The 18790-nt window shown below is 71.7% G+C and carries 18 protein-coding genes; 10 read left to right on the top strand and 8 right to left on the bottom strand.

The annotated features are described in order from the left end of the window. Positions 1-25 precede the first annotated feature (25 nt). Positions 26-2731, top strand: coding sequence for a glycosyl hydrolase family 28 protein (locus O7626_RS37855; protein ID WP_278065738.1), 2706 nt, complete (start codon positions 26-28; stop codon positions 2729-2731). A gap of 37 nt (positions 2732-2768) precedes the next feature. Here O7626_RS37855 and O7626_RS37850 read toward each other — a convergent pair whose 3' ends face one another. Continuing rightward, complete coding sequence (locus O7626_RS37850; protein ID WP_278065737.1) at positions 2769-3968, bottom strand: hypothetical protein; 1200 nt, start codon at positions 3966-3968, stop codon at positions 2769-2771. Continuing rightward, positions 3965-4834: a hypothetical protein gene (locus O7626_RS37845; RefSeq protein WP_278065736.1), complete on the bottom strand. Its 870-nt coding sequence runs from the start codon at positions 4832-4834 to the stop codon at positions 3965-3967. The genes O7626_RS37850 and O7626_RS37845 overlap by 4 nt, the downstream gene beginning before the upstream one ends. Positions 4835-5000: 166 nt before the next feature. Here O7626_RS37845 and O7626_RS37840 point away from each other — a divergent pair, with 166 nt between their 5' ends. From O7626_RS37840 to O7626_RS37825, 4 genes are all read left to right on the top strand, one after another. Further along, positions 5001-5336: a type VII secretion target gene (locus tag O7626_RS37840; RefSeq protein ID WP_278065735.1), complete on the top strand. Its 336-nt coding sequence runs from the start codon at positions 5001-5003 to the stop codon at positions 5334-5336. 6 nt (positions 5337-5342) lie between these two features. Beyond that, a complete protein-coding gene (locus O7626_RS37835; RefSeq protein ID WP_278065733.1) occupies positions 5343-6728 on the top strand; it encodes a hypothetical protein in 1386 nt (461 codons plus the stop codon). 118 nt (positions 6729-6846) lie between these two features. Beyond that, positions 6847-7230, top strand: a complete 384-nt coding sequence (locus O7626_RS37830; protein WP_278065732.1) for a hypothetical protein — start codon at positions 6847-6849, stop codon at positions 7228-7230. Between the two features lie 69 nt (positions 7231-7299). Beyond that, positions 7300-8295 carry a fibronectin type III domain-containing protein gene (locus O7626_RS37825; protein WP_278065731.1) on the top strand — a complete coding sequence of 332 codons (996 nt, stop codon included), beginning with the start codon at positions 7300-7302 and terminating at the stop codon, positions 8293-8295. A gap of 102 nt (positions 8296-8397) precedes the next feature. Here the strand turns inward: O7626_RS37825 and O7626_RS37820 are convergent, their stop codons facing one another. Together O7626_RS37820 and O7626_RS37815 are read right to left on the bottom strand one after the other, a co-directional pair. After that, positions 8398-9201 carry a sugar phosphate isomerase/epimerase gene (locus tag O7626_RS37820; RefSeq protein ID WP_278065730.1) on the bottom strand — a complete coding sequence of 268 codons (804 nt, stop codon included), beginning with the start codon at positions 9199-9201 and terminating at the stop codon, positions 8398-8400. 81 nt (positions 9202-9282) lie between these two features. Next, the gene (locus tag O7626_RS37815; protein WP_278065729.1) at positions 9283-10248 is read right to left on the bottom strand and encodes a Ppx/GppA phosphatase family protein; all 966 of its coding nucleotides are present in this window, start codon (positions 10246-10248) and stop codon (positions 9283-9285) included. 80 nt (positions 10249-10328) lie between these two features. Here O7626_RS37815 and O7626_RS37810 point away from each other — a divergent pair, with 80 nt between their 5' ends. After that, the gene (locus O7626_RS37810) at positions 10329-11228 is read left to right on the top strand and encodes a hypothetical protein (protein WP_278066500.1); all 900 of its coding nucleotides are present in this window, start codon (positions 10329-10331) and stop codon (positions 11226-11228) included. Positions 11229-11312: 84 nt separating this feature from the next. Here O7626_RS37810 and O7626_RS37805 read toward each other — a convergent pair whose 3' ends face one another. Together O7626_RS37805 and O7626_RS37800 are read right to left on the bottom strand one after the other, a co-directional pair. Further along, positions 11313-11996 carry a response regulator transcription factor gene (locus O7626_RS37805; RefSeq protein ID WP_278065728.1) on the bottom strand — a complete coding sequence of 228 codons (684 nt, stop codon included), beginning with the start codon at positions 11994-11996 and terminating at the stop codon, positions 11313-11315. A 32-nt stretch (positions 11997-12028) separates the two neighbouring features. Continuing rightward, a complete protein-coding gene (locus O7626_RS37800) occupies positions 12029-13312 on the bottom strand; it encodes an ATP-binding protein (protein ID WP_278065727.1) in 1284 nt (427 codons plus the stop codon). Positions 13313-13531: 219 nt separating this feature from the next. Here O7626_RS37800 and phoU point away from each other — a divergent pair, with 219 nt between their 5' ends. After that, complete coding sequence (gene phoU, locus O7626_RS37795; RefSeq protein WP_278065726.1) at positions 13532-14176, top strand: phosphate signaling complex protein PhoU; 645 nt, start codon at positions 13532-13534, stop codon at positions 14174-14176. A gap of 60 nt (positions 14177-14236) precedes the next feature. Here phoU and O7626_RS37790 read toward each other — a convergent pair whose 3' ends face one another. Further along, positions 14237-15040 (bottom strand): phosphoglyceromutase, encoded by an 804-nt coding sequence (locus tag O7626_RS37790; RefSeq protein WP_278065725.1) that lies wholly within the window; start codon positions 15038-15040, stop codon positions 14237-14239. A gap of 148 nt (positions 15041-15188) precedes the next feature. Here O7626_RS37790 and O7626_RS37785 point away from each other — a divergent pair, with 148 nt between their 5' ends. The 3 genes from O7626_RS37785 to O7626_RS37775 all read left to right on the top strand — a co-directional run bounded on the left by O7626_RS37785 (position 15189) and on the right by O7626_RS37775 (position 18067). Beyond that, on the top strand, positions 15189-16595 hold the full coding sequence (locus O7626_RS37785; RefSeq protein ID WP_278065724.1) for an MFS transporter: 1407 nt from the start codon (positions 15189-15191) through the stop codon (positions 16593-16595). A gap of 79 nt (positions 16596-16674) precedes the next feature. Beyond that, positions 16675-17229 (top strand): helix-turn-helix domain-containing protein, encoded by a 555-nt coding sequence (locus O7626_RS37780; protein ID WP_278065723.1) that lies wholly within the window; start codon positions 16675-16677, stop codon positions 17227-17229. 25 nt (positions 17230-17254) lie between these two features. Continuing rightward, a complete protein-coding gene (locus O7626_RS37775) occupies positions 17255-18067 on the top strand; it encodes a M23 family metallopeptidase (protein WP_278065722.1) in 813 nt (270 codons plus the stop codon). Positions 18068-18483: 416 nt separating this feature from the next. Here the strand turns inward: O7626_RS37775 and O7626_RS37770 are convergent, their stop codons facing one another. After that, positions 18484-18759, bottom strand: coding sequence for a hypothetical protein (locus tag O7626_RS37770; RefSeq protein WP_278065721.1), 276 nt, complete (start codon positions 18757-18759; stop codon positions 18484-18486). Between the last annotated feature and the right edge of the window lie 31 nt (positions 18760-18790).

Genomic DNA, 18790 nt, shown 5'->3' with positions numbered 1-18790 from the left:
TCCATATCGGCTACAGTCCCGGGCCGTGCGCCTCTCGATCGCCCTGGTTCTGGTGCCTCTGCTGGCCGGTCACCCGCCGCACCCGGTCGAACCGACCACCGGCGCCGCCCTGACGGCACGCCTGCCACACGTCGCGGCACCGGCGCCGGACGTCGCCACGCCGGTGCCGCACGTCGCCGCTGGGGTGCCGTCCGCCGCCGCCGGGGTGCCGCTCGCGGCCGGGCCGGGTGCGACGAGCGCGGTGAGCGAGCACTTCAACGACGCCGGCACCGGCAGCGTTCCGGCCGGCTGGGGCGCCGACACCTCCGGTGGCACCGTCGGCGTCGCGGCACTGCCCGACCAGACCGACCGGAGCCTGCGGATCGCCAGGTCCGGTACGGCGGCCGGCGTGGCCGCCGAACGCAGCGCCGCGAACCCGCTCGCCGGCACCGTGGAGGCGGCGGCCCGAGTCCGGGTCGACCGGGCCACCGGCTGGTTCAACGTGCTCTACGTCGCCGGCTCCACCGGTACCCCGGCGGCCAGCATCGCCATCCGGGACGGCCGGTTCCACGTCGCCGGCCCCGGCACGGTCCTCGCCCCGGCGTCGGCCCAGCGCTGGTACGCCGTCCGGGTGGTGCTGCGTACCGGGCCGCAGCGGTTCGACCTCTACGTCGACGGGGCGCGACTGCTCGCCGACGCGCCGTTCCGGCAGCCCACCGCCGACGTCGGCAGGCTCACCTTCGGCATCGGCGCCGGCTATCCCGGAATCCTGCACGTCGACAACGTCTCGTTGCGCCGGGTGCCCGATCCGACCGTGTCCTACCAGGCGTTCGACCTGTTCGACGAGACGCCGGTCGGCGGACCACCGCCGCCCGGCTACACGCTGACCAGCACCGGCGGCACCCCGGCTGTCGCCGCGGTGCCGAGTGTCGAGGACCGCAGCCTGCGGCTGGCCAAGACCGGCACCTCCGGCGAGGTCGGCGCGGTACGCAGCTTTCCCGCCCAGGGTGGCACGGTGAACGTGCTGGCGAACCTGCGTACCGAGGAGACCGCCGGGGTCAAGGTCGCGCTCTACGCGCAGAGCGCGGACGGGCGTACGGCGGCGGCGCTCCAGTTCAGCAACGGGCACCTGCAACTCGTCACCGGCAGCGCCAACCATGTGCTGGTCTCGGGCGTCCGCCCCGGCGAGTGGTACACCGTCCGGCTGGTGCTGGACGTCTCCGCCCGGCAGTTCACCGCGTACGTCGACGGCCGGCGCCACCCCACCGGCGGCAGCACCGCCGCACCCACCAGGTACGCGTTCCGGGATCCGGCCGCCGCCGACATCGGCCGGCTGTGGTTCGCCGTCGGCACCGGCCAGACCGGCACCCTGCTCGTCGACCGGGTACTCGTGCACCAGAACCCGCTGCCCGTCCCGGCCGGCACCGTCGTGGACGTACGCGATCACGGGGCCGTCGCCGACGGAGTCACCAACGACGGTCCGGCGATCCAGCGGGCCGTCGACGCCACCCCGGCCGGTGGCACCGTACTGCTGGCCGGCGGGGTCTTCCGGTCCGGCACCGTACGCCTGAAGTCGGACCTGACGTTCTTCGTCGCCCCGGACGCGAAACTGTTGGGCAGCCGGGACGAGGCCGCCTATCCGCCGTTGCGGGGCGGCGCCGACAATCCGCCGTTCGTCGGCGGGCTGGTGCAGCGGGCCCTGCTCTTCGCGCACCGCGCCGACAACCTGCTGATCACCGGCGGCGGGGTGGTCGACGGCGACGGCCGGAACCCGCCGTGGACCGGGTTGACGCCGGAGCGGACCGGCCCGGCCGCCGTCTATCTGGCCCGGGGCACCGACGTCACGATCCGCGACATCCACCTCAAGGACTCCGGTGCCTGGGGACTGGTGCCGACCGAGATCGACGGACTGACCATCGCGGACGTCGACATCGACAGCAGCATCGTCGGCGGTCGGGACGGCATCGACATCGTCGACAGCCACGACCTGCTCGTCGAGCGGGTCGCGGTATTCGCCGACGACGACGCGATCTGCTTCAAGACCCACCCGACGGACAGCGCCCAGGTGCAGCCGGAATCACCGAGCCACGGTGTGCGGGGTGCCGTGGTGCGACTCTCCACCGTCGGCGCCTCCACCCGGGCCAACGGGGTCAAGCTCGGCACCGCCAGCCACGGCGTGTTCCAGGGCATCGTGGTCGAGGACGTGCTGGTCAAGAACGTCACCATCGGCGCGCTGGTGATCACCGCCGTCGACGGCGGCGCGGTCCACGATGTCACGTTCCGGCGGATCACCGTCGACCGGATCCGCCGGGCGGTCTTCGTCCTGATCGGCCGCCGGGTCTGGGTCGACGGCGCCGGGGTGCCGCATCCGGCGCGTGACCCGAGGTGGGTGAGCGGGCTGCGCTTCGAGGACATCACCGCCACCGGGATCGCCGACGGCCGCCCCGCCAACCACCTCGGCAACGCCGCGCTGCTCTCCGGCACCCGCGAGGCCGGCGGCACGGCCGGGATCTACGACGTACTGCTCGACGACATCCGGTTCGACCTGCTCTCCGGCGGCGCCGCCACTCCGGTCGAACCCGACGAGTACGACGGCCGCTATCCGGAGGCATGGCACTGGACCGCCCCACCCGGCTACGGCTGGTACCGACGACACATCGACGGTGTCACCGTGCGGAACGTGACCGCCAGCGTGCCCGACCCGCACGGGCGTCCGGTCTCCGTCCTCCGGGACGTACGCGACCCTAGGTAGCGGCCGGTGCGCGGTGCCGGTGGCAGCCAGCCAGCTCTCAGTGGGCGGGGCGCCCGTCGGCCGGGACGGACGCCGCCACCCGCCCGGCCGCCGGCAGCAGCTCGGCGCGGAGCCGGGCGGCGTTCCGGAGCAGTGCCGCCGCCTCCGCCTGGTCCTCGGCCGCCTCCAGCCTGCCGCTGGCCAGCCCGAGCGCGGTCTCGACCCGCTCGATCCCACCCAGTTCCTCCCGGGTCGAGGTGCCGAGCGCGGCGGTGCAGCCGCGCGCCTCGGCCCGGCAGAAGTAGGCCAGTTCGCAGACCGACAGGCAGTCCGGGACGTACCGGGCGTCGACGCTGTGCAGGGCGTCGACAAGTGCTTCCGGGGAGCGGGTCGGCACACCGTCGGCGTCCGGCGCCAGGTCGAAGCTGAGGTCCGGCGGCAGCGCGGCGAGCATCGCCTCCACCCTGGTCATCCGGCGCAGCTGCCGCCGCAGCACGGCCAACTGCCGGCGTACGTCGACGAGTACCGCCGTCGGGGAGTTGGAGAAGTCGCGCGGGCAGACGAGTACGACGTCGTGCGACACGATCTCCGGGTCGTGCCCGGCCTCGGCCAGCATCGCCCGCATCGCCTGCACGTAGACGGCCGACTGGATCGCCGCCGCCGACACCTTGGCCGGATCGGCCTGCCCGTCCACCACCGCGAACGACTTGATCTCGACGACGTGGAACCGCCCCTCGTGCCGGAAGGCGATCAGGTCCGGTTCGAGATAGACCCGCTGGCCCGCCACGTCGAGGGCGAGCAGCGGATGGTCGAGGAGCGTGCCGGCACCGTCGGCACCGGCGGCGGCCCGCAGCAGCAGGGCGCGGGACCGGGCGTACCGGACCTCGGGGGTTTCCTTCTCCCGCCCGGTCACCGTTTCCAGGTCGTCGTAGGCCACCTCGGGGATCGGCAGCCCGAGCCGTTCCCGGAGCAGTTTCACCAGCTCGGCGGCGCCGCTCGCCTTGACCTGCGCCTCGAACGCGTTGCCCCGGGCGATGGCGAAGCCGGACTGCCCGAACCAGGCCGGGAAGTCGACGTACGCCGCCAGCCGCTGCTTGTCCACCCCTGCGGTGTCCAGCACCGCCCGCCGGGCGCAGCCCGGGTTGCGGGTCAGCGCGGCGATCGTCCGCGCGTTGTGCCGCTTCGGCTTCGCCGCGCCCCGGATCGCGGCCAACCGCTCGGCGGCGCTCCGGCCGGTGTCCATGCTGATGGTCGTCATGCCGTCTTCTCCTGGACCGTCGGGTTGCCCGCCGGCTTCGTGCCGCCCCGCCGGGTCGTGGTGCCCGGAAGTGTCCGCAGCGTATTACCGAAGAGCTGGTCGAGCTGGTCGAGCTGCCGGCGGGCCCGTTCGGCCGCCGCCGCCCGGTGCGCCTGGTCGGCGTCGGCGTGCACCACCCGTTCCGCCTCGGCCGCCCGGATGACCGTTCCCGGGTCCAGGGTGTCGGGCCGGCCGGTGGTGTCGAGCGCGCCGGGGATGTTGCTGGCGAACCGCCACACCAGCCGGGCCAGGCTGGGGTTGCCGGCCGGCACCGTACCGGCCCGTTCGGCGACCCGGACGGCGGCGGTGAGGAAGTCGACCCGGGGACTGAGCGGGCCGACGATCCGCCGCTCCAGCGGCCAGGTGGAGACCGCGACCAGGCCGCGCGCCGGTGCCAGGTGCTCGGCGGTCAGCGCCGCGCAGAGATAGTACGGCCGCGCGTACGGCGCCGAGCTGAACGAGCGCTTCTCGTCCCGGCGCAGGTGGGTGAGCCTGCCGGCGGCGAGCGCACCGGCCGCCGCCGTGCCGAAGAACGCGGCGTGCACCTCGGCGACCAGCTTCGGCGCCGCCGGCACCGAGAGCAGGGTGAGGGCGTGGTGCACCTGGTCGCGTACCGGAAGAAGCGAGTTCGCCGCCGGCCGGCCGGTGCCGGTGTCACCGGTCTCCTCGGCCAGCTCGGTGATCGCCGTTTCCCACTCCTGCTCGGCGGCCCGCAACTCGGCGCGAAGTCCCCTGGTCCGGGCCGCGTCCCTGGCCACCACCGAGCGCCGGATCTCGGCCCGGAGGGCGTCGATCCTGCGTTCCAGCGCTTCCATGGAGCCGGCCACGAGCCGAAGGGTACAAGTTCCAGTCTTTCCCAGCAATCACCCGGATCGCGTGTCGTACCAGCGCGGCAAACGAAAAGATCAGGCAAAGCCAGGAATCCGCAATTTCTGATCATGGACCGCATTGCCGACGGCAAGTAGAGTCCGTTTATACATTGAAGGAGGTTGCATGTCGGACTTCCACGTAGATCCTTCGACGCTCACTGGCGCTGCCGCGAAGTTGTACGATCTCTCCGATGACCTACAGACAGGCCAATTCGATCTTTTCTTGCTTGACTGGATCAAGGCGCCCGCCAGTCATCCGGAGATGTCGAAGGTCATGGAAGCCTTCGGGCGATTCGCACACGATCAATATCAAGACCTACTGGCTCTACTGTCGGCACTGTCCGCTCGGGTAGACGCGGCGGCAGGCGGATACCAGCAGACCGACACGGCCGCCGAGCAGAAGATGTCGGACTTTCTGACCCACTCGACATTCCGGAGCGCGGATCAGCGAGGAGGCTAGGCTGGTATGGCCTATCGGGATGCGGTCAGGTACATCGAAGCGATGACTCCCGCCTTCGTCAGCGCCTACGGTGACGAGTGCCTGCGCACCAGGCAGATCATCAGGGCGGCGCTGCCGACTCTCGGCGGCTTGTCCGGCACGGTGGAGTGGCGCTCCGACGCCAGGGACACGTACGAACGCCGACTCACCGAGGCAATAGATCTTGCCGAAGGACTTTACGACGGTTTCGACAAGGCGGGCATGGCAGTCCTCGACTACGCGGACGCGCAGTCCCGGGCCAAGGGACGAGTCGCACAGGGAATCGCCGCGGAGGAGTCGTTGGGATCGTTGATCGCGTCGATCGCCGCCACGCAGTCGGTGGCGGTGCGGCTATCGGACCCGTTGCGTCAATGGCACGACCTCAGATCCACCACCGGAGCTACCGACTTTCTCATCGAATTAGGCCAGCGCGACGAGATCGAGAAGATCCGGGTACAGGCCGATGCCTTGTGGGAGACGGCCACCAGCGCGTACGCCGACGCGGTCCGCCTGGAGACCCAGGCGCGCGAGGACGCGCTGCCCAGGCTCCGGGCCGCCTATGAGATGCTGCCAGACTTTCTCGCCAACTCGGATCTGAGCAGTGAGATCGTCGACAGGACGCCGGGGCTGGACGACACCGGCGACGGCAAGTACCACATCGGTCCACCCAGCGTGCCGTCACTGTCGTTCGACAACGACTTTCCGTACGACCCGACCGTCACGCCCACCCCTGGCGACTACGCGAGTTGGAACGAGTGGCGGGCCAAACTCAAAGCGGGTCAGTTGCTTCGGCCCGACCTGGACGACGCGACCGCCGCCTACGCCCACTACATGGGTGGCAGCGGCACCGACCTCTGGGTCGACTACGAGGAGGCGTATGCCGAGGACTCCGGCATACGCAGAGCGGTGGACAGCGAGATCGCGTCCGCACGGCAGGAGGCGGAGCGGATCCTTCGGGAGACCGGCCAGACGGCGTTTCAGATGACCGGCGCCCCGACCTCGGCCGGGGAGCTCGCCGGCGCGTACCCGGCGAGCACCGAGAACTGGCAGAAGACCCTGGGCGACCACGCGGTGTACGGCAATTCGGAGGTGGTCGTGGACGGCGACCAGGTGACTATGCGAATCCGGGTCAACGCCGAGGACATGTACAACTTCAACGCCGGAGCAGCGGACATCGCGACCGGAGCCGCGGACGACGAGAACGGCAGGTTTTCCACCCTTGGCTGGGCAAGGGAGTTCCGGACGTATGGCGAACTGGAGCGTACGGTCACCTGGACGCTTGGCGATCCGGAGAGTGTGACGATATCCAGGGATAGCGACACGGAGCGCAACGCCCCGGGTGAGGATCGCGCGGACGGCCGAGACAGTGGCTGACCGGACTCTGCGCGCCGCCCTCCTTGCCAGCGCGCTGCTGTTGTCGGCGGGTCTGGCCGGCTGTACGGACCAACCCGCCCACAGCCCGCCCGTCGACCGGGCTACGGAGGGAAGTGGCATGTCAGCGGGAGCAGTTCGCACGGATCGTGAGCCGATCGCCCGGCGATTTCCCAGGCTGGGAGACTTCGCCGACGTGCACTGGCTGGGCTCGGTCGCCGGCGGCTCATCCGGCGTTCCGGGTCCGTCGGACGTGTTGATCCAGGGCCTTGTGGTGTTGCGGCCGGACGACCTCGCGGCGGCGAAGACCGGATACCAGTGGGCGGCAGCGCCCGCAGGCTGGGACGCGCGGCTGCCAGAGGCGCTGCGTCCGCTGCTGCCGGCCTCCGATGATTGGCGACACAGCCAGCAGTTCGAGGCGGACGTCCGCACCAACCGGTACAGCGGCGTCGTCTATATCGACATGTCCAGCGGCACCGTCTACCTAAATGTCAACTCGCGGTAGCGGCACAGCGAACGGCGACGATAATCGACAGTAGTCGATTGATGGCCCCATTACCGCCCGGAGGCAGAGATGGCGATCCGCACCGCCCTGCTGGCCACGCTCGGCACCCTGGTCGTCGCCGCCGCCGGGCCGGGCGGCACGTCACCCGCGCTCGCCGGGCCGGTCGACAGACCACCCAGCACACCCGGCACCCCGGTCGCCACCGAGGTCACCGAAACCTCGGCCCTGCTCACCTGGCGCCCGTCCACCGACGACGTCGGCGTCACCGGGTACGAGGTCTGGTACCTGCGCGACGGCGGCAACGGGTTCCACGGCAACACCCCGGTCCCGTCGTACCGGTTCACGGCATTGACGCCGGACACCTCGTACACCTGGATGGTGCGCGCCTCCGACGGCCGCAACCACAGCCGGTTCTCCGCGCCGGTCACCTTCCGGACCGACCCGGCACCGGTCGACTCCGAGCCGCCGAGCCCACCCGGCGCGCCGGTGCCGTCGCAGGTCACCGCCACCAGCGTCACGCTGGACTGGACGCCGTCGACCGACAACGCCTCGGCACCGACCTACCTGCTCCACGGCTCGGCCGAGGGCACCGGCAACGCCACGGTGCTCGGCGGCGGCTCGACCACCTCGACCACCGTGCGGCGGCTCATCCCGGACCTGAACTACGACGTCCACCTGGTCGCCCGGGACGTCTCCGGAAACGTCTCGGCACCGTCAGCGCGCACCCGGTTCCGCACCGCCGTCGACCCCACCGCCGCCTGCCGGGCCGCGTTCCGGGCGGCCGGCGCCGGCCGGCCGGCCGTCGTCCTGGTCACCAACACCGGACCCGCGCCGCTGGCCGGCTGGTCGGTCCGGTTCACCCTCCCCGGCGACCAGCGGATCGGGTACGCCGGCCACGCCTTCGCGCAGCACGGCCGGGACGTGGTGCTCTGGTGGTCCGGCTGGAGCGACGAGTTCAGCGTCGGCGAGACGCTCGCCCTCGACCTCTATCTGGACTCCGGCACCCTGCCCGGCCCGCCCGACGGGGTGACCCTGAACGGCACACCCTGCCCTGCCGCCGGCTGACCGCACGGCGACGACGACTCCCCTGCCGCCCGACGGGACCACTCGGGACGACGGCAGGAATATCCGACGGTACCGCTCCGAGCGACGGCAGGACCGTGCCGCTCAGCGGGCGTCGACCGGGGTCGGCGCGGACAGGTGCTGCCGGGCGAACTCCAGCGACGCCCGCAGGTCGCCCTCCCGGTCGGCCCGGCTGCGGGCCCGCCGGGTGGAGACCTCCACCGCCACCGAGCCGGTGAAACCCCGGCCGGCGAGCGAGGTCAGCAGCTCGGCACAGGGCTGGGTGCCCCGGCCGGGCACCAGGTGCTCGTCGCGGCCCTCCCCGGTGCCGTCCCCGAGGTGTACGTGCGCCAGCGCCGCCCCCATCGTGTCCGCCATCTCAAGCGCGTCGCTGTGCGAGGCGGCGCAGTGCGACAGGTCCAGGGTGTAGGCGGGGTACCCGGTCTCGGTCGGGTTCCAGCCCGGCATGTACGGCACGAACTCCCGGCCGGCCATCCGGACCGGGTACATGTTCTCCACCGCGAACCGGATCCCGGGGAACTCGTCGCCGAGCCTGCCGAGACCGTCGACGAACGAGCGGGCGTACTCCCGCTGCCAGGTGAACGGCGGGTGCACCACCACTGTCGGCGCCCCCAGCGTCTCGGCCAGCTCCGCCGAGCGGCGCAGCCGCTCCCACGGGTCGGGACTCCAGACCCGCTGGGTGACCAGCAGGCAGGGCGAGTGCACCGAGAGCACCGGTACGTCGTAGTGCGTGGCCAGCCCGCGCAGCGCCCCGGCGTCCTGGCTCACCGCGTCGGTCCAGACCATCACCTCGACGCCGTCGTAACCGAGCGCCGCCGCCAACTGGAAGGCGGCCGCGGTCGGCTCGGGAAAGACCGAGGAGCTGGACAGCAGTACGCGGGTGGTCACGGCTTCAGGGTAGCCCGACCCGGCGCGTCGCACCCGCTAGCGGACCGGGCGCAGAACCTCCACGGAGGGCGAAAACGCAGGTCAGACCGGCTCTCTCAGCCCCTGGGCCGGCTCCAGCAGGTCGAGCCGGCGCAGGATCACCCCCTCCCGCAGCGCCCACGGGCAGATCTCCAGGTCCGCCACCCCGAGCCGGCGCATCGCCGCCTCGGCCACGATCGCCCCGGCCAGCAGCTGGTGCGCCCGGCGCGCGCCGACGCCCTCCAGTTCGGCGAGCTTGCTCGGCGGGATGTGCCGGATGAAGCCGATCACCTGCCGCAGCCCGGTCCTGGAGAGCCGGCGCCGGGCCCAGAGCCCGGCCGACGAGGGCGCCGCCCCGGCCAGCCGGGCCAGGGTCCGGAACGTCTTGCTGGTGGCGGCGACCCGGTCCCAGCCGACCTCGACGGTGTCGTCGACCACGGTGTCCAGCATCTCCTCGACGTACGCCGAAAGCTTCGCCACCGACGCCGAGGACGGGGTGTGCGTGCTCTCCGGCCCCACGTCCAGCCAGTCCCGGGTGAGCCGGCCGGCGCCGAGCGGCAACGACTGGGCGAACTCCGGTTCCTCGTCGATCCCGGCGGCCAACTCCAGCGAGCCGCCGCCGATGTCCAGCACCAGCAGCCGCCCCGCCGACCAGCCGAACCACCGGCGTACGGCGAGGAAGGTCATCCGGGCCTCGTCGGCGCCGGAGAGCACCTGGAGGCGTACCCCGGTCTCGGTCCGGACCCGGGTCAGCACCTCGGCCGCGTTGGTGGCGTCCCGGACCGCGGAGGTCGCGAAGGCCAGCACGTCGTCGGCGGTCAGCCGGGCCGCCGCCATCTTCGCCTCGTTCACCGCCGCCACCAGCGCGTCCGCGCCGGCCACGGTCAGCGCGCCGTCCCGGCCGATCTGCTCGGCGAGCCGGATCACCGCCTTCTCCGAGTGCGCCGGCCAGGGGTGTGCGCCGTGGTGGGCGTCCACGACCAGAAGGTGCACCGTGTTGGAACCGACATCAAGCACGCCGAGTCGCATGGCAAAGACACTAGACGCAGGTCGTGGGCGGAAAGCGGGCGTAGGCTGGGCGGGTGGCAGCAGCACGCGACCAGCTCCGGATCCTGGTGGACGACCCCGCCGACCCACGCAGTCGGGAGGTACCGCTCGACTTCCCCCGGGAGTTCATCGAGTTCGCCGACCCGGCCGACCCCGAACACCTGGTCCGGGCCGACCTGACCTGGCTGCTCTCCCGCTGGACCTGCGTCTTCGGCCAGACCTGCCACGGCATCATCGCCGGCCGGGCCGCCGACGGCTGCTGCTCGCACGGCGCGTTCTTCACCGACGCCGACGACGAGAAGCGGGTCCGCTCGGCCGTCAAGCGGCTCACGCCGCAGACCTGGCAGCACTACCGGCGCGGTTTCAAGAACTACACCGAGCTGGACTCGGTGGACGGCGAGACCCCGGCCCGGCGTACGGCGACCCGGGGCGAGGAGGCGCCGTGCGTCTTTCTCAACGACGCCGACTTCCCCGGCGGGGGCGGCTGCGCGCTGCACGCCCAGGCGCTGCGCGACGGCGTGCATCCACTGGAATACAAGCCGGACGTCTGCTGGCAACTGCCGGTGCGCCGCGACCAGGACTGGGTGAAGCGGCCGGACGGGACGAAGGTGCTGGTCAGCACGCTTGGCGAGTTCGACCGGCGGGGCTGGGGCGCGGGCGGGCACGACCTCGACTGGTGGTGCACCTCGTCACCGGAGGCACACGTCGGCACCGAGCCGATGTACCTGTCGTACGAGCCGGAACTGACCGCGCTGGTCGGCAAGGCGGCGTACGCGAAACTGGCCGAGCTCTGCGCGGAGCGGGAGCGGCGCGGCCTGGTGGCGACGCATCCGGCGACCGCCGGGGCCGACCCGGTGCTGGACCGTCCGCAGGAGGCGGGCCGGGAGCCGGCGAGCCCGAAGGCGGCCGCCGCCGGCCGCCGGCCGGCGCCGCAGCGCAGGCCGCGCAACACCCGGAGCTGAGCCGAGCCACCGGCGACGGCGACGGCGACGGCGACGGCGACGGCGACGGCGACGGCGACGGCGACGGCGACGGCGACACCCGGCCTACGGCTCGAACTTGTAGCCCAGGCCCCGGACGGTGACGATGAAGCGCGGCGCGGAGGGCTCCGGCTCGACCTTCGAACGCAGCCGCTTGACGTGTACGTCGAGGGTCTTGGTGTCGCCGACGTAGTCCGCGCCCCAGACCCGGTCGATCAGCTGTCCCCGGGTGAGCACCCGCCCGGCGTTGCGGAGCAGCAGTTCCAGCAGCTCGAACTCCTTGAGCGGAAGCTGCACCGGGGAGCCGTCGACGGTCACCACGTGCCGCTCGATGTCCATCCGGACCGGGCCGGCGGCGAGCGTCGGGGTGCCCGGTTCGATCGTCTCGTTGCCGCGCCGGCGCAGTACCGCCCGGACCCGGGCGACCAGTTCGCGCGGCGAGTACGGCTTGGTGACGTAGTCGTCGGCGCCGATCTCCAGCCCGACCACCTTGTCGATCTCGCTGTCCCGGGCGGTGACCATGATGATCGGCACCTGGGAGCGCTGACGAAGTTGCCGGCACACCTCGGTACCGGACATCTCGGGCAGCATCAGGTCGAGCAGCACGATGTCCGCGCCGGTACGGTCGAACTCGGTGAGTGCCGCCGGGCCGGTCGCGGCGGCCGAGACCTCGAATCCTTCCTTGCGCAGCAGGTAGGAGAGGGCGTCGGAGAACGACTCCTCATCCTCGACCACGAGTACGCGGGCCACGGACTTTCCTCTCTTTGTCGGTACGCCCGGAACTATCCGAACGAACCGGTCTCGATCTCAACTGACGGTGCTGGCGGTAGGAAGGCGTCCGGCGGACGCGCGGGCAGCCGGAGGGTGAACGTCGAGCCACCACCCAGGGTGCTCGACACCTCGACCCGGCCGCCATGGTTGGTGGCGATGTGTTTGACGATCGCCAGCCCGAGGCCGGTGCCACCGGTCTGCCGGGACCGCGCCTGGTCGGCCCGGTAGAAGCGCTCGAAGATCCGGCCGACGTCGTCCGGGGCGATCCCGATGCCCTGGTCGGTGACGGCGATCTCGATATGGTCCCCGGTGCTGCGCAGCGCCACCGTGACCCGCGTCCGCTCCGCCGAGTACGCGATCGCGTTCTCCACCAGGTTGCTGACCGCGGTGGCGATCTGGCTGTCGCTGCCGTAGACGGTCAGGTCCCGCTCCCCCTCGACGACGACGGTGATCTCCCTGGCGGTGGCGGCGGTGCGGGTCCGGTCCACCACCTCGGCGGTGACCCAGTCCAGCGCGACCGGTTCCGGCGCGGGCAGCGGCTCGGCGCCCTGCAACCGGGTCAGTTCGAGCAGCTCGTTGACGAGCTTGCCGAGCCGGGTGGACTCGTGCTGGATCCGCTCGGCGAACCGGCGGGCCGCCGCCATGTCCTCGGACGGGTCGAGTGTGCCGTTTCCGGCGGTCTGGTCGGTGGCGTCCAGCAGCGCCTCGGCCAGCAGCTGCAACGCGCCGATCGGGGTCTTCAGCTCGTGACTGACGTTCGCCACGAAGTCCCGGCGTACCCGGGCGACCCGGTGCGACTCGGTCACGTCGGCCGCCTCGACGGCCACGTATCCGGCGCCCAGCCCCATCGCCCGCAGGTGCACGCCGAGCGGGTCGGACATCCCGCCGTCGCGGCCCCGGGGCAGGTCCAGCTCGACCTCGCGGCGCACCCCGGTGCGCCGCACCTGGCCGGCCAGGGTACGGATGATCGGGTGCGCGGCCACCGTGCCCGGGGTACTGCCGACCCGGAGCAGCCCCATCGCCCGCGCGGCCGGGTTCACCAGGACCGGTACGTCGTGACCGTCCAGGACGACCACGCCCACCCGAAGTGAGTCCAGGCTCTTGCGGCCGAGTCCCGGCAACCCGCCGGCCTGCTCGTCAGTGCCTATCGCCGGCCTCCTGTTGCCGCGTGTCCCGCCTCGCCCGGTCGCGGTGCCGCCACCCGGGAGCCATCCGGCGATCCGGTGGCGGAGCGGACCGAGGGACAGGCCGAGGCCGAGCCCGACGAGCACGCCCGCGACCACCCCCCATTCCACGCGGCGATCGTAGGGTCATCGTTAACCTGGCGACCAGGCAAAATTGGGCGAATCACGCGGGCATCCGAGAATGTTCACCCGCCGGCCGAGTGCCGTTCACCGATGTTCACCTCCGGGCCGCCGGATCCCCCTACCGTGGTCGGGACCGACAGCTCCAGCACCGCCCATGGGTGAACCTGCCACGGGCGGCGGAACCGCCACTTCCCACAGGACGTGATCATGCGCGAGGAATTCCGGATCGACCTGAACATCGTCAGCCAGTTGCTCGTCGACATGGCCGAGGCGATCCGGGTCGCCATGCGGCAGGCCACCCGGGCGCTGCTCACCGCCGACCGGACGGCCGCCGAGGGCGTGATCGAGCGGGACGCGGACATCGACTCGCTCTACCGGCAGGTCGAGGAGCGGGTCTGCGACCTGCTGGCCCGGCAGGCGCCGGTCGCCTCGGACCTGCGCGCCCTGGTCACCGCCCTGCACGTCGCCGCCGACCTGGAGCGGATGGGCGACCTCGCCGACCACGTCGCCAAGACGGCCGTACGCCGGCACCCGTCCCCGGCGGTACCCGCCGAGCTGCGCCCGGTCTTCACCGAGATGTCCGGAGTGGCGGACCGGATCGCCGACAAGATCGCGAACGTCCTCTCGAAGCCCGACGCCGACCTCGCCGCCGAGCTGGACTCCGACGACGACGCCATGGACGAGTTGCACCGGCAACTCTTCGCGGTGCTGCTCGCCGACGACTGGCCGTACGGGGTGGAGACCGCGATCGACGCGACCCTGCTCGGCCGCTTCTACGAGCGGTACGCCGACCACGCCGTGAACGCCGGCCGCCGCGTCGTCTACCTCGTCACCGGCGAGACCCAGGTGTAAGGAAGGGCCCCTTCTTATCGCTTTTTGTATAAGAAGGGGCCCTTCCTTACACCTCAAGCGTTAGCGGCCCTGGTTGGCGACCGCGGCGGCGGCTTCCTTGGCGGCCTCGGGGTCGAGGTAGGCGCCGCCGGACACCAGCGGGCGCAACGACCGGTCGAGGTCGTAGCGCAGCGGGATGCCGGTCGGGATGTTGAGCTTGGCGATCGCCTCGTCGGAGATGCCGTCCAGGTGCTTGACCAGCGCCCGCAGCGAGTTGCCGTGCGCGGCGACCAGCACCGTACGGCCGGCCAGGATGTCCGGCACGATCGAGTCGAACCAGTACGGCAGCATCCGGTCGACGACGTCCTTGAGGCACTCCGTCTTCGGCATCAGCTCGGGCGGGAGCAGCGCGTAGCGCGGGTCGCCGGCCTGGGACCACTCGTCGTCGTCGGCGATCGGCGGCGGCGGAGTGTCGTACGACCGGCGCCAGAGCATGAACTGCTCCTCGCCGTACTGGGCCAGGGTCTGCTTCTTGTCCTTGCCCTGGAGCGCGCCGTAGTGCCGCTCGTTGAGCCGCCAGGAGCGGCGTACCGCGATCCAGTGCCGGTCGGCGGCGTTCAGCGCCAGCTCGGCGGTGCGGATCGCCCGGCGGAGCACGCTGGTGTGCAACACGTCGGGCAGCAGGTCGTGCTGGCGCAGCAGTTCGCCGCCGCGCCGGGCCTCGGCCTCCCCCTTGGCCGTGAGGTCCACGTCGACCCAGCCGGTGAAGAGGTTCTTGGCGTTCCAGTCGCTCTCGCCGTGCCGGAGCAGCACCAATGTGCCCACCGTGGCTCCCTCGCCCGCCACCGCAGTTTCCTCCGGCCGATCACTCGTGCTCGCAGTCATGCGACTCATCCTGCCGGACCCGGCCAGCGGGCACGCGGCGACCCAGGGTGACGACCGACACGTGGAAAACGGGATGACCAGGCCGGACCCGCCGCACTAGCTTCGTAAGGCGTTCAGGGATTTGTGGTCATTACAAACGGGGGTACGGATGCGGACGGTCCGGAACTGGTTGCGGGACACCACCGGCGGACTGCCCCGGACCTTCTGGTACCTCTGGACCGGCACCCTGATCAACCGCCTCGGCTCCTTCGTCATCGTCTTCCTGGCCATCTACCTCACCATCGAGCGGGGCTTCTCCGAGTTCCAGGCCGGGCTGGTGCTCGGCGGATGGGGTGCCGGCGGAGCGGTCGGCACCCTCACCGGCGGCGTCCTCGCCGACCGCTGGGGCCGACGCCCGACGCTTGTCGCCGCACACCTGGGCGCGGCGGCGATGATGCTCGCCCTCGGACTGGCCCGGGACCTCTGGCTGGTCGCGCTCGGCGCACTGCTGCTCGGGATGTTCGCCGAGGCGGCCCGCCCGGCCTTCGCCGCGATGATGGTCGACGTCGTACCGGCACGGGACCGGCTGCGCGCCTTCACGCTGAACTACTGGGCGATCAACCTCGGCTTCGCCTGCGCCGCGATCCTGGCCGGGCTGGCCGCCGAGGCGAGCTACCTGCTGCTCTTCGTGGTCGACGCGGCGGCGACGGTCACTACGGCGATGGTGATCTCTCTCAAGGTGGCCGAGACCCGCCAGGTCCGCGTCGACCGGGCCGGGCTGCCGGCACCGCATCGGGGCGGGCTGGGCAGCGCGCTGCGCGACCGGGTCTTCGTCGGCTTCGTACTGCTGAACATCCTGGTGGCGCTGGTCTTCATGCAGCACATCTCGATGCTGCCGGTGGCGATGAACCAGGACGGGCTGTCCCCGTCGACGTACGGGTCGGTGATCGCGGTCAACGGGGTGCTGATCGTGGCCGGGCAGCTCTTCGTACCGCGACTGATCCGGGGACGGAACCGGTCCCGGGTGCTCGCCCTGGCCGCTTTGATCACCGGGGTCGGCTTCGGGCTGACCGCGTTCGCCGAGGCGGCCTGGTTCTACGTGCTCACCGTGTTGATCTGGACTCTCGGCGAGATGCTCCACTCGCCGTCCAACTCGACCCTGATCGCCGAACTGTCCCCGGCGGCGCTGCGCGGGCGCTACCAGGGGCTCTTCTCGCTCTCCTGGTCGGTGGCGGCGTTCGCCGCCCCGGTCGCCGGGGGCTTCGTCCGGGAGCGGTTCGGAAACTCGGCCCTCTGGCTGGGCTGCGCGGCCCTCGGCGTCGTGGTGGCGGTCGCCCACCTGCTCTCCGGACCGGCCCGGGAACGGCGGGCCAGCGCCCTGCGTGGCACCGAAGCCGCAACGGCGCCCCGGGAGCCCGGGACCCCGGCCCGGGGCGCCGAGCCGACCGGCGTACCCACCGTCGGGCCGAGCGGTGTACCGGCCGGCGAACCGAGCGGTGTACCGGCCGGCGAACCGAGCGGTGTACCGACAGATGAGCGCCTGACGGGGCGGCGGTCGCCGACCGCTCGGGTCTGACCTGCGGAAGCGCAGATCGACGGACAGATCGACGGACCCCCCGTGGCGGGTTTTTACGTAATTACGTAGACTCGAGGTTATGACACTGGAGGAGCGGGTCGCCGACCTGGAACGGCGGCTGGCGGCACTGGAGCGGCACCGCACGGAGGAGCCGGCGTCCCCGCCCGAGCCGCCGCCGGCCGAGGGCGACTTCTGGGCCCTGGACGGCCTGAAGGCCCGGCTCGCCGGATTCGGCGCCGAGCGGGGCGGCGTGCTCTACACCGGCTCGGTCCGGCTGCCGACGAACGAGCGCTACGACTGGCAGTACGGGCTGCCGACCGAGGCGCTGCTCGGCCGTGCGGACGGCGAGGACGGCGAAGACCGCGGGGACGGTGACTGGAGCGACGCCTCGGACTCGCTGGCCGCGCTCGGCCATCCGGTCCGGCTGCGGCTGCTCCGGGAGATCCTTGGCGGCCGGCGTACCGTCGCCGAACTCACCGCCCTGGACGGCCTGGGCACCACCGGCCAGGCCTACCACCACCTGCGCCAACTGGCCGCGGCCGGCTGGCTGCACAGCACCGCCCGGGGGCGCTACGAGGTGCCCGCCGGCCGCGTCGTGCCGCTGCTGGTGGCGGTGGCGATCGCCCGCGCCTGACCGGCGTGGCGGAGAGGAGATTCGCATGCACCCGCACAAGACACTGATGGTCCTGCACCGCTGCTGCTGGCTCGCGTTCCTGGTGATCCTGGTGGCCGGCTTCTTCGTCGACTTCTCGTCGCTCTGGGGTTGGCTGGCGATCGGCCTCGCGATCGCACTGCGGGTGGTGCTGGGCCGGCTGCTCGCCCGGGGACCGGAGCCGGACACCGACTCGCCGGTCGAGGTCGACCCGCCGGTCCTCGGCCGCTGGTCGGCACAGAACAGCCCGGCCAGCAAGGTACCCAGCCACGGAGTGCGCGCCTACGGCCAGGCGTACGCGATCGACCTGGTCGCCGAGCCGCCGGACCGGCCGCGTCCGCGCTTCGGCTGGTGGCCGCTGGTCCGGCGTAACCGGGACTTCCCCGGCTTCGGCGCGCCACTGCTGGCGGTCGCCGACGGCACGGTGCTGCGCGCCGTGGACCGCAACCGCGACCACCTCAGCCGCAACTCCTACCCGGCCCTGCTCTACCTGGTCTTCGAAGGGCTGTTCCGGGAGATCGCCGGCCCCGGCCAGATTCTCGGCAACCATCTGATCCTGGACCTCGGCGACGGCCGGTACGCGGCGTACGCGCACCTGCGCCGGGGTTCACTGCTCGTCCGCCCGGGAGACCGGGTCCGGACCGGACAGCCGGTGGCGGAGTGCGGGAATTCCGGCAACTCGACCGAACCGCATGTCCACTTCCAGTTGATGGACAATACGGATCTGGACGTGGCGCGGGGAATTCCGTTCAGCTGGCGCGAAATCGGCGTACCGGCCAACGGAGAGATCTTCACGGTCGACCCGGCGACGGCGCGGTAGCGACAAGGAATCTCACTGCCGGCTCAACGGATCCGGTGGCCGGCGTGTCGTGCCGCTGTGCCGCTGGCCCGAACCGGCCCGAGAAGGTTGGACCGGCGGCGGCGGGCGACGTTCACCCCCGTAAACGTCGCCCGCACACACCGCCGGTTACAGGTGGCGGCGCCGTCCCCCAACGGCCTCGCCTAGCCACCCGTCCCCCAGCGCCGCACCCGGTGTGCAGATCTGCGCGATCTGCCGTTCCCCCGAACGTATCCGAGCGTGGCGCGTGCAATAACGTTAGTTGTCGCCGGATGACCGAGACAAGCGGGTAACTCTGTCTCGCCCATCACACCCGCCGACGGTCGATTTCCGGCGCTCCGTGGAGTGCAACCGTGCGGGCGACCCGGGAAATTCCCGGCCCTACCGCGCCGCGGAACTCAGCCGTCCTCGCGCATCGGCGATTCCGTACGGAAGAAGTTGCTCTGCCGACCGTCGGAAAGCTGCTCCTGGTAAATGAAATTCAGTTGGCGTACGTCGAACGTGTGGAACCAGTCGTCCCAGCTCACCGGCTTCAGCCGTCCGCCTTCCCGCCAACCGGGGAAGTCAAACGTCAGTACGCCGAGCCGACCTTCGCGTTCGGTACCCTCGATCGTCGCCGGTTGGGCGTTTCGCGCCTCCGCCCACCGCCGGATCACGTCGTGGTCCTGGGTCACCAGGCTCCGCCCCGGACGCTCGGGAGAGTCC

Origin of the sequence: Micromonospora sp. WMMD1102 (assembly GCF_029626265.1) — a bacterium.
In the GTDB taxonomy this organism is placed as follows: domain Bacteria; phylum Actinomycetota; class Actinomycetes; order Mycobacteriales; family Micromonosporaceae; genus Plantactinospora.
Note: the sequence above shows the minus strand (reverse complement) of the source record. Positions and strands in the feature narration are given on the sequence as shown.

Bases quoted from the DNA above. Each gene is read 5' to 3' on its own strand.
- phoU (WP_278065726.1), top strand. From the start codon at position 13,532: ATGCGCGAGGAATTCCGGATCGACCTGAACATCGTCAGCCAGTTGCTC.
- O7626_RS37785 (WP_278065724.1), top strand. From the start codon at position 15,189: ATGCGGACGGTCCGGAACTGGTTGCGGGACACCACCGGCGGACTGCCC.
- O7626_RS37825 (WP_278065731.1), top strand. From the start codon at position 7,300: ATGGCGATCCGCACCGCCCTGCTGGCCACGCTCGGCACCCTGGTCGTC.
- O7626_RS37775 (WP_278065722.1), top strand. From the start codon at position 17,255: ATGCACCCGCACAAGACACTGATGGTCCTGCACCGCTGCTGCTGGCTC.
- O7626_RS37830 (WP_278065732.1), top strand. From the start codon at position 6,847: ATGTCAGCGGGAGCAGTTCGCACGGATCGTGAGCCGATCGCCCGGCGA.
- O7626_RS37780 (WP_278065723.1), top strand. From the start codon at position 16,675: ATGACACTGGAGGAGCGGGTCGCCGACCTGGAACGGCGGCTGGCGGCA.
- O7626_RS37815 (WP_278065729.1), bottom strand. From the start codon at position 10,248: ATGCGACTCGGCGTGCTTGATGTCGGTTCCAACACGGTGCACCTTCTG.
- O7626_RS37790 (WP_278065725.1), bottom strand. From the start codon at position 15,040: ATGACTGCGAGCACGAGTGATCGGCCGGAGGAAACTGCGGTGGCGGGC.
- O7626_RS37835 (WP_278065733.1), top strand. From the start codon at position 5,343: ATGGCCTATCGGGATGCGGTCAGGTACATCGAAGCGATGACTCCCGCC.
- O7626_RS37840 (WP_278065735.1), top strand. From the start codon at position 5,001: ATGTCGGACTTCCACGTAGATCCTTCGACGCTCACTGGCGCTGCCGCG.
- O7626_RS37850 (WP_278065737.1), bottom strand. From the start codon at position 3,968: ATGACGACCATCAGCATGGACACCGGCCGGAGCGCCGCCGAGCGGTTG.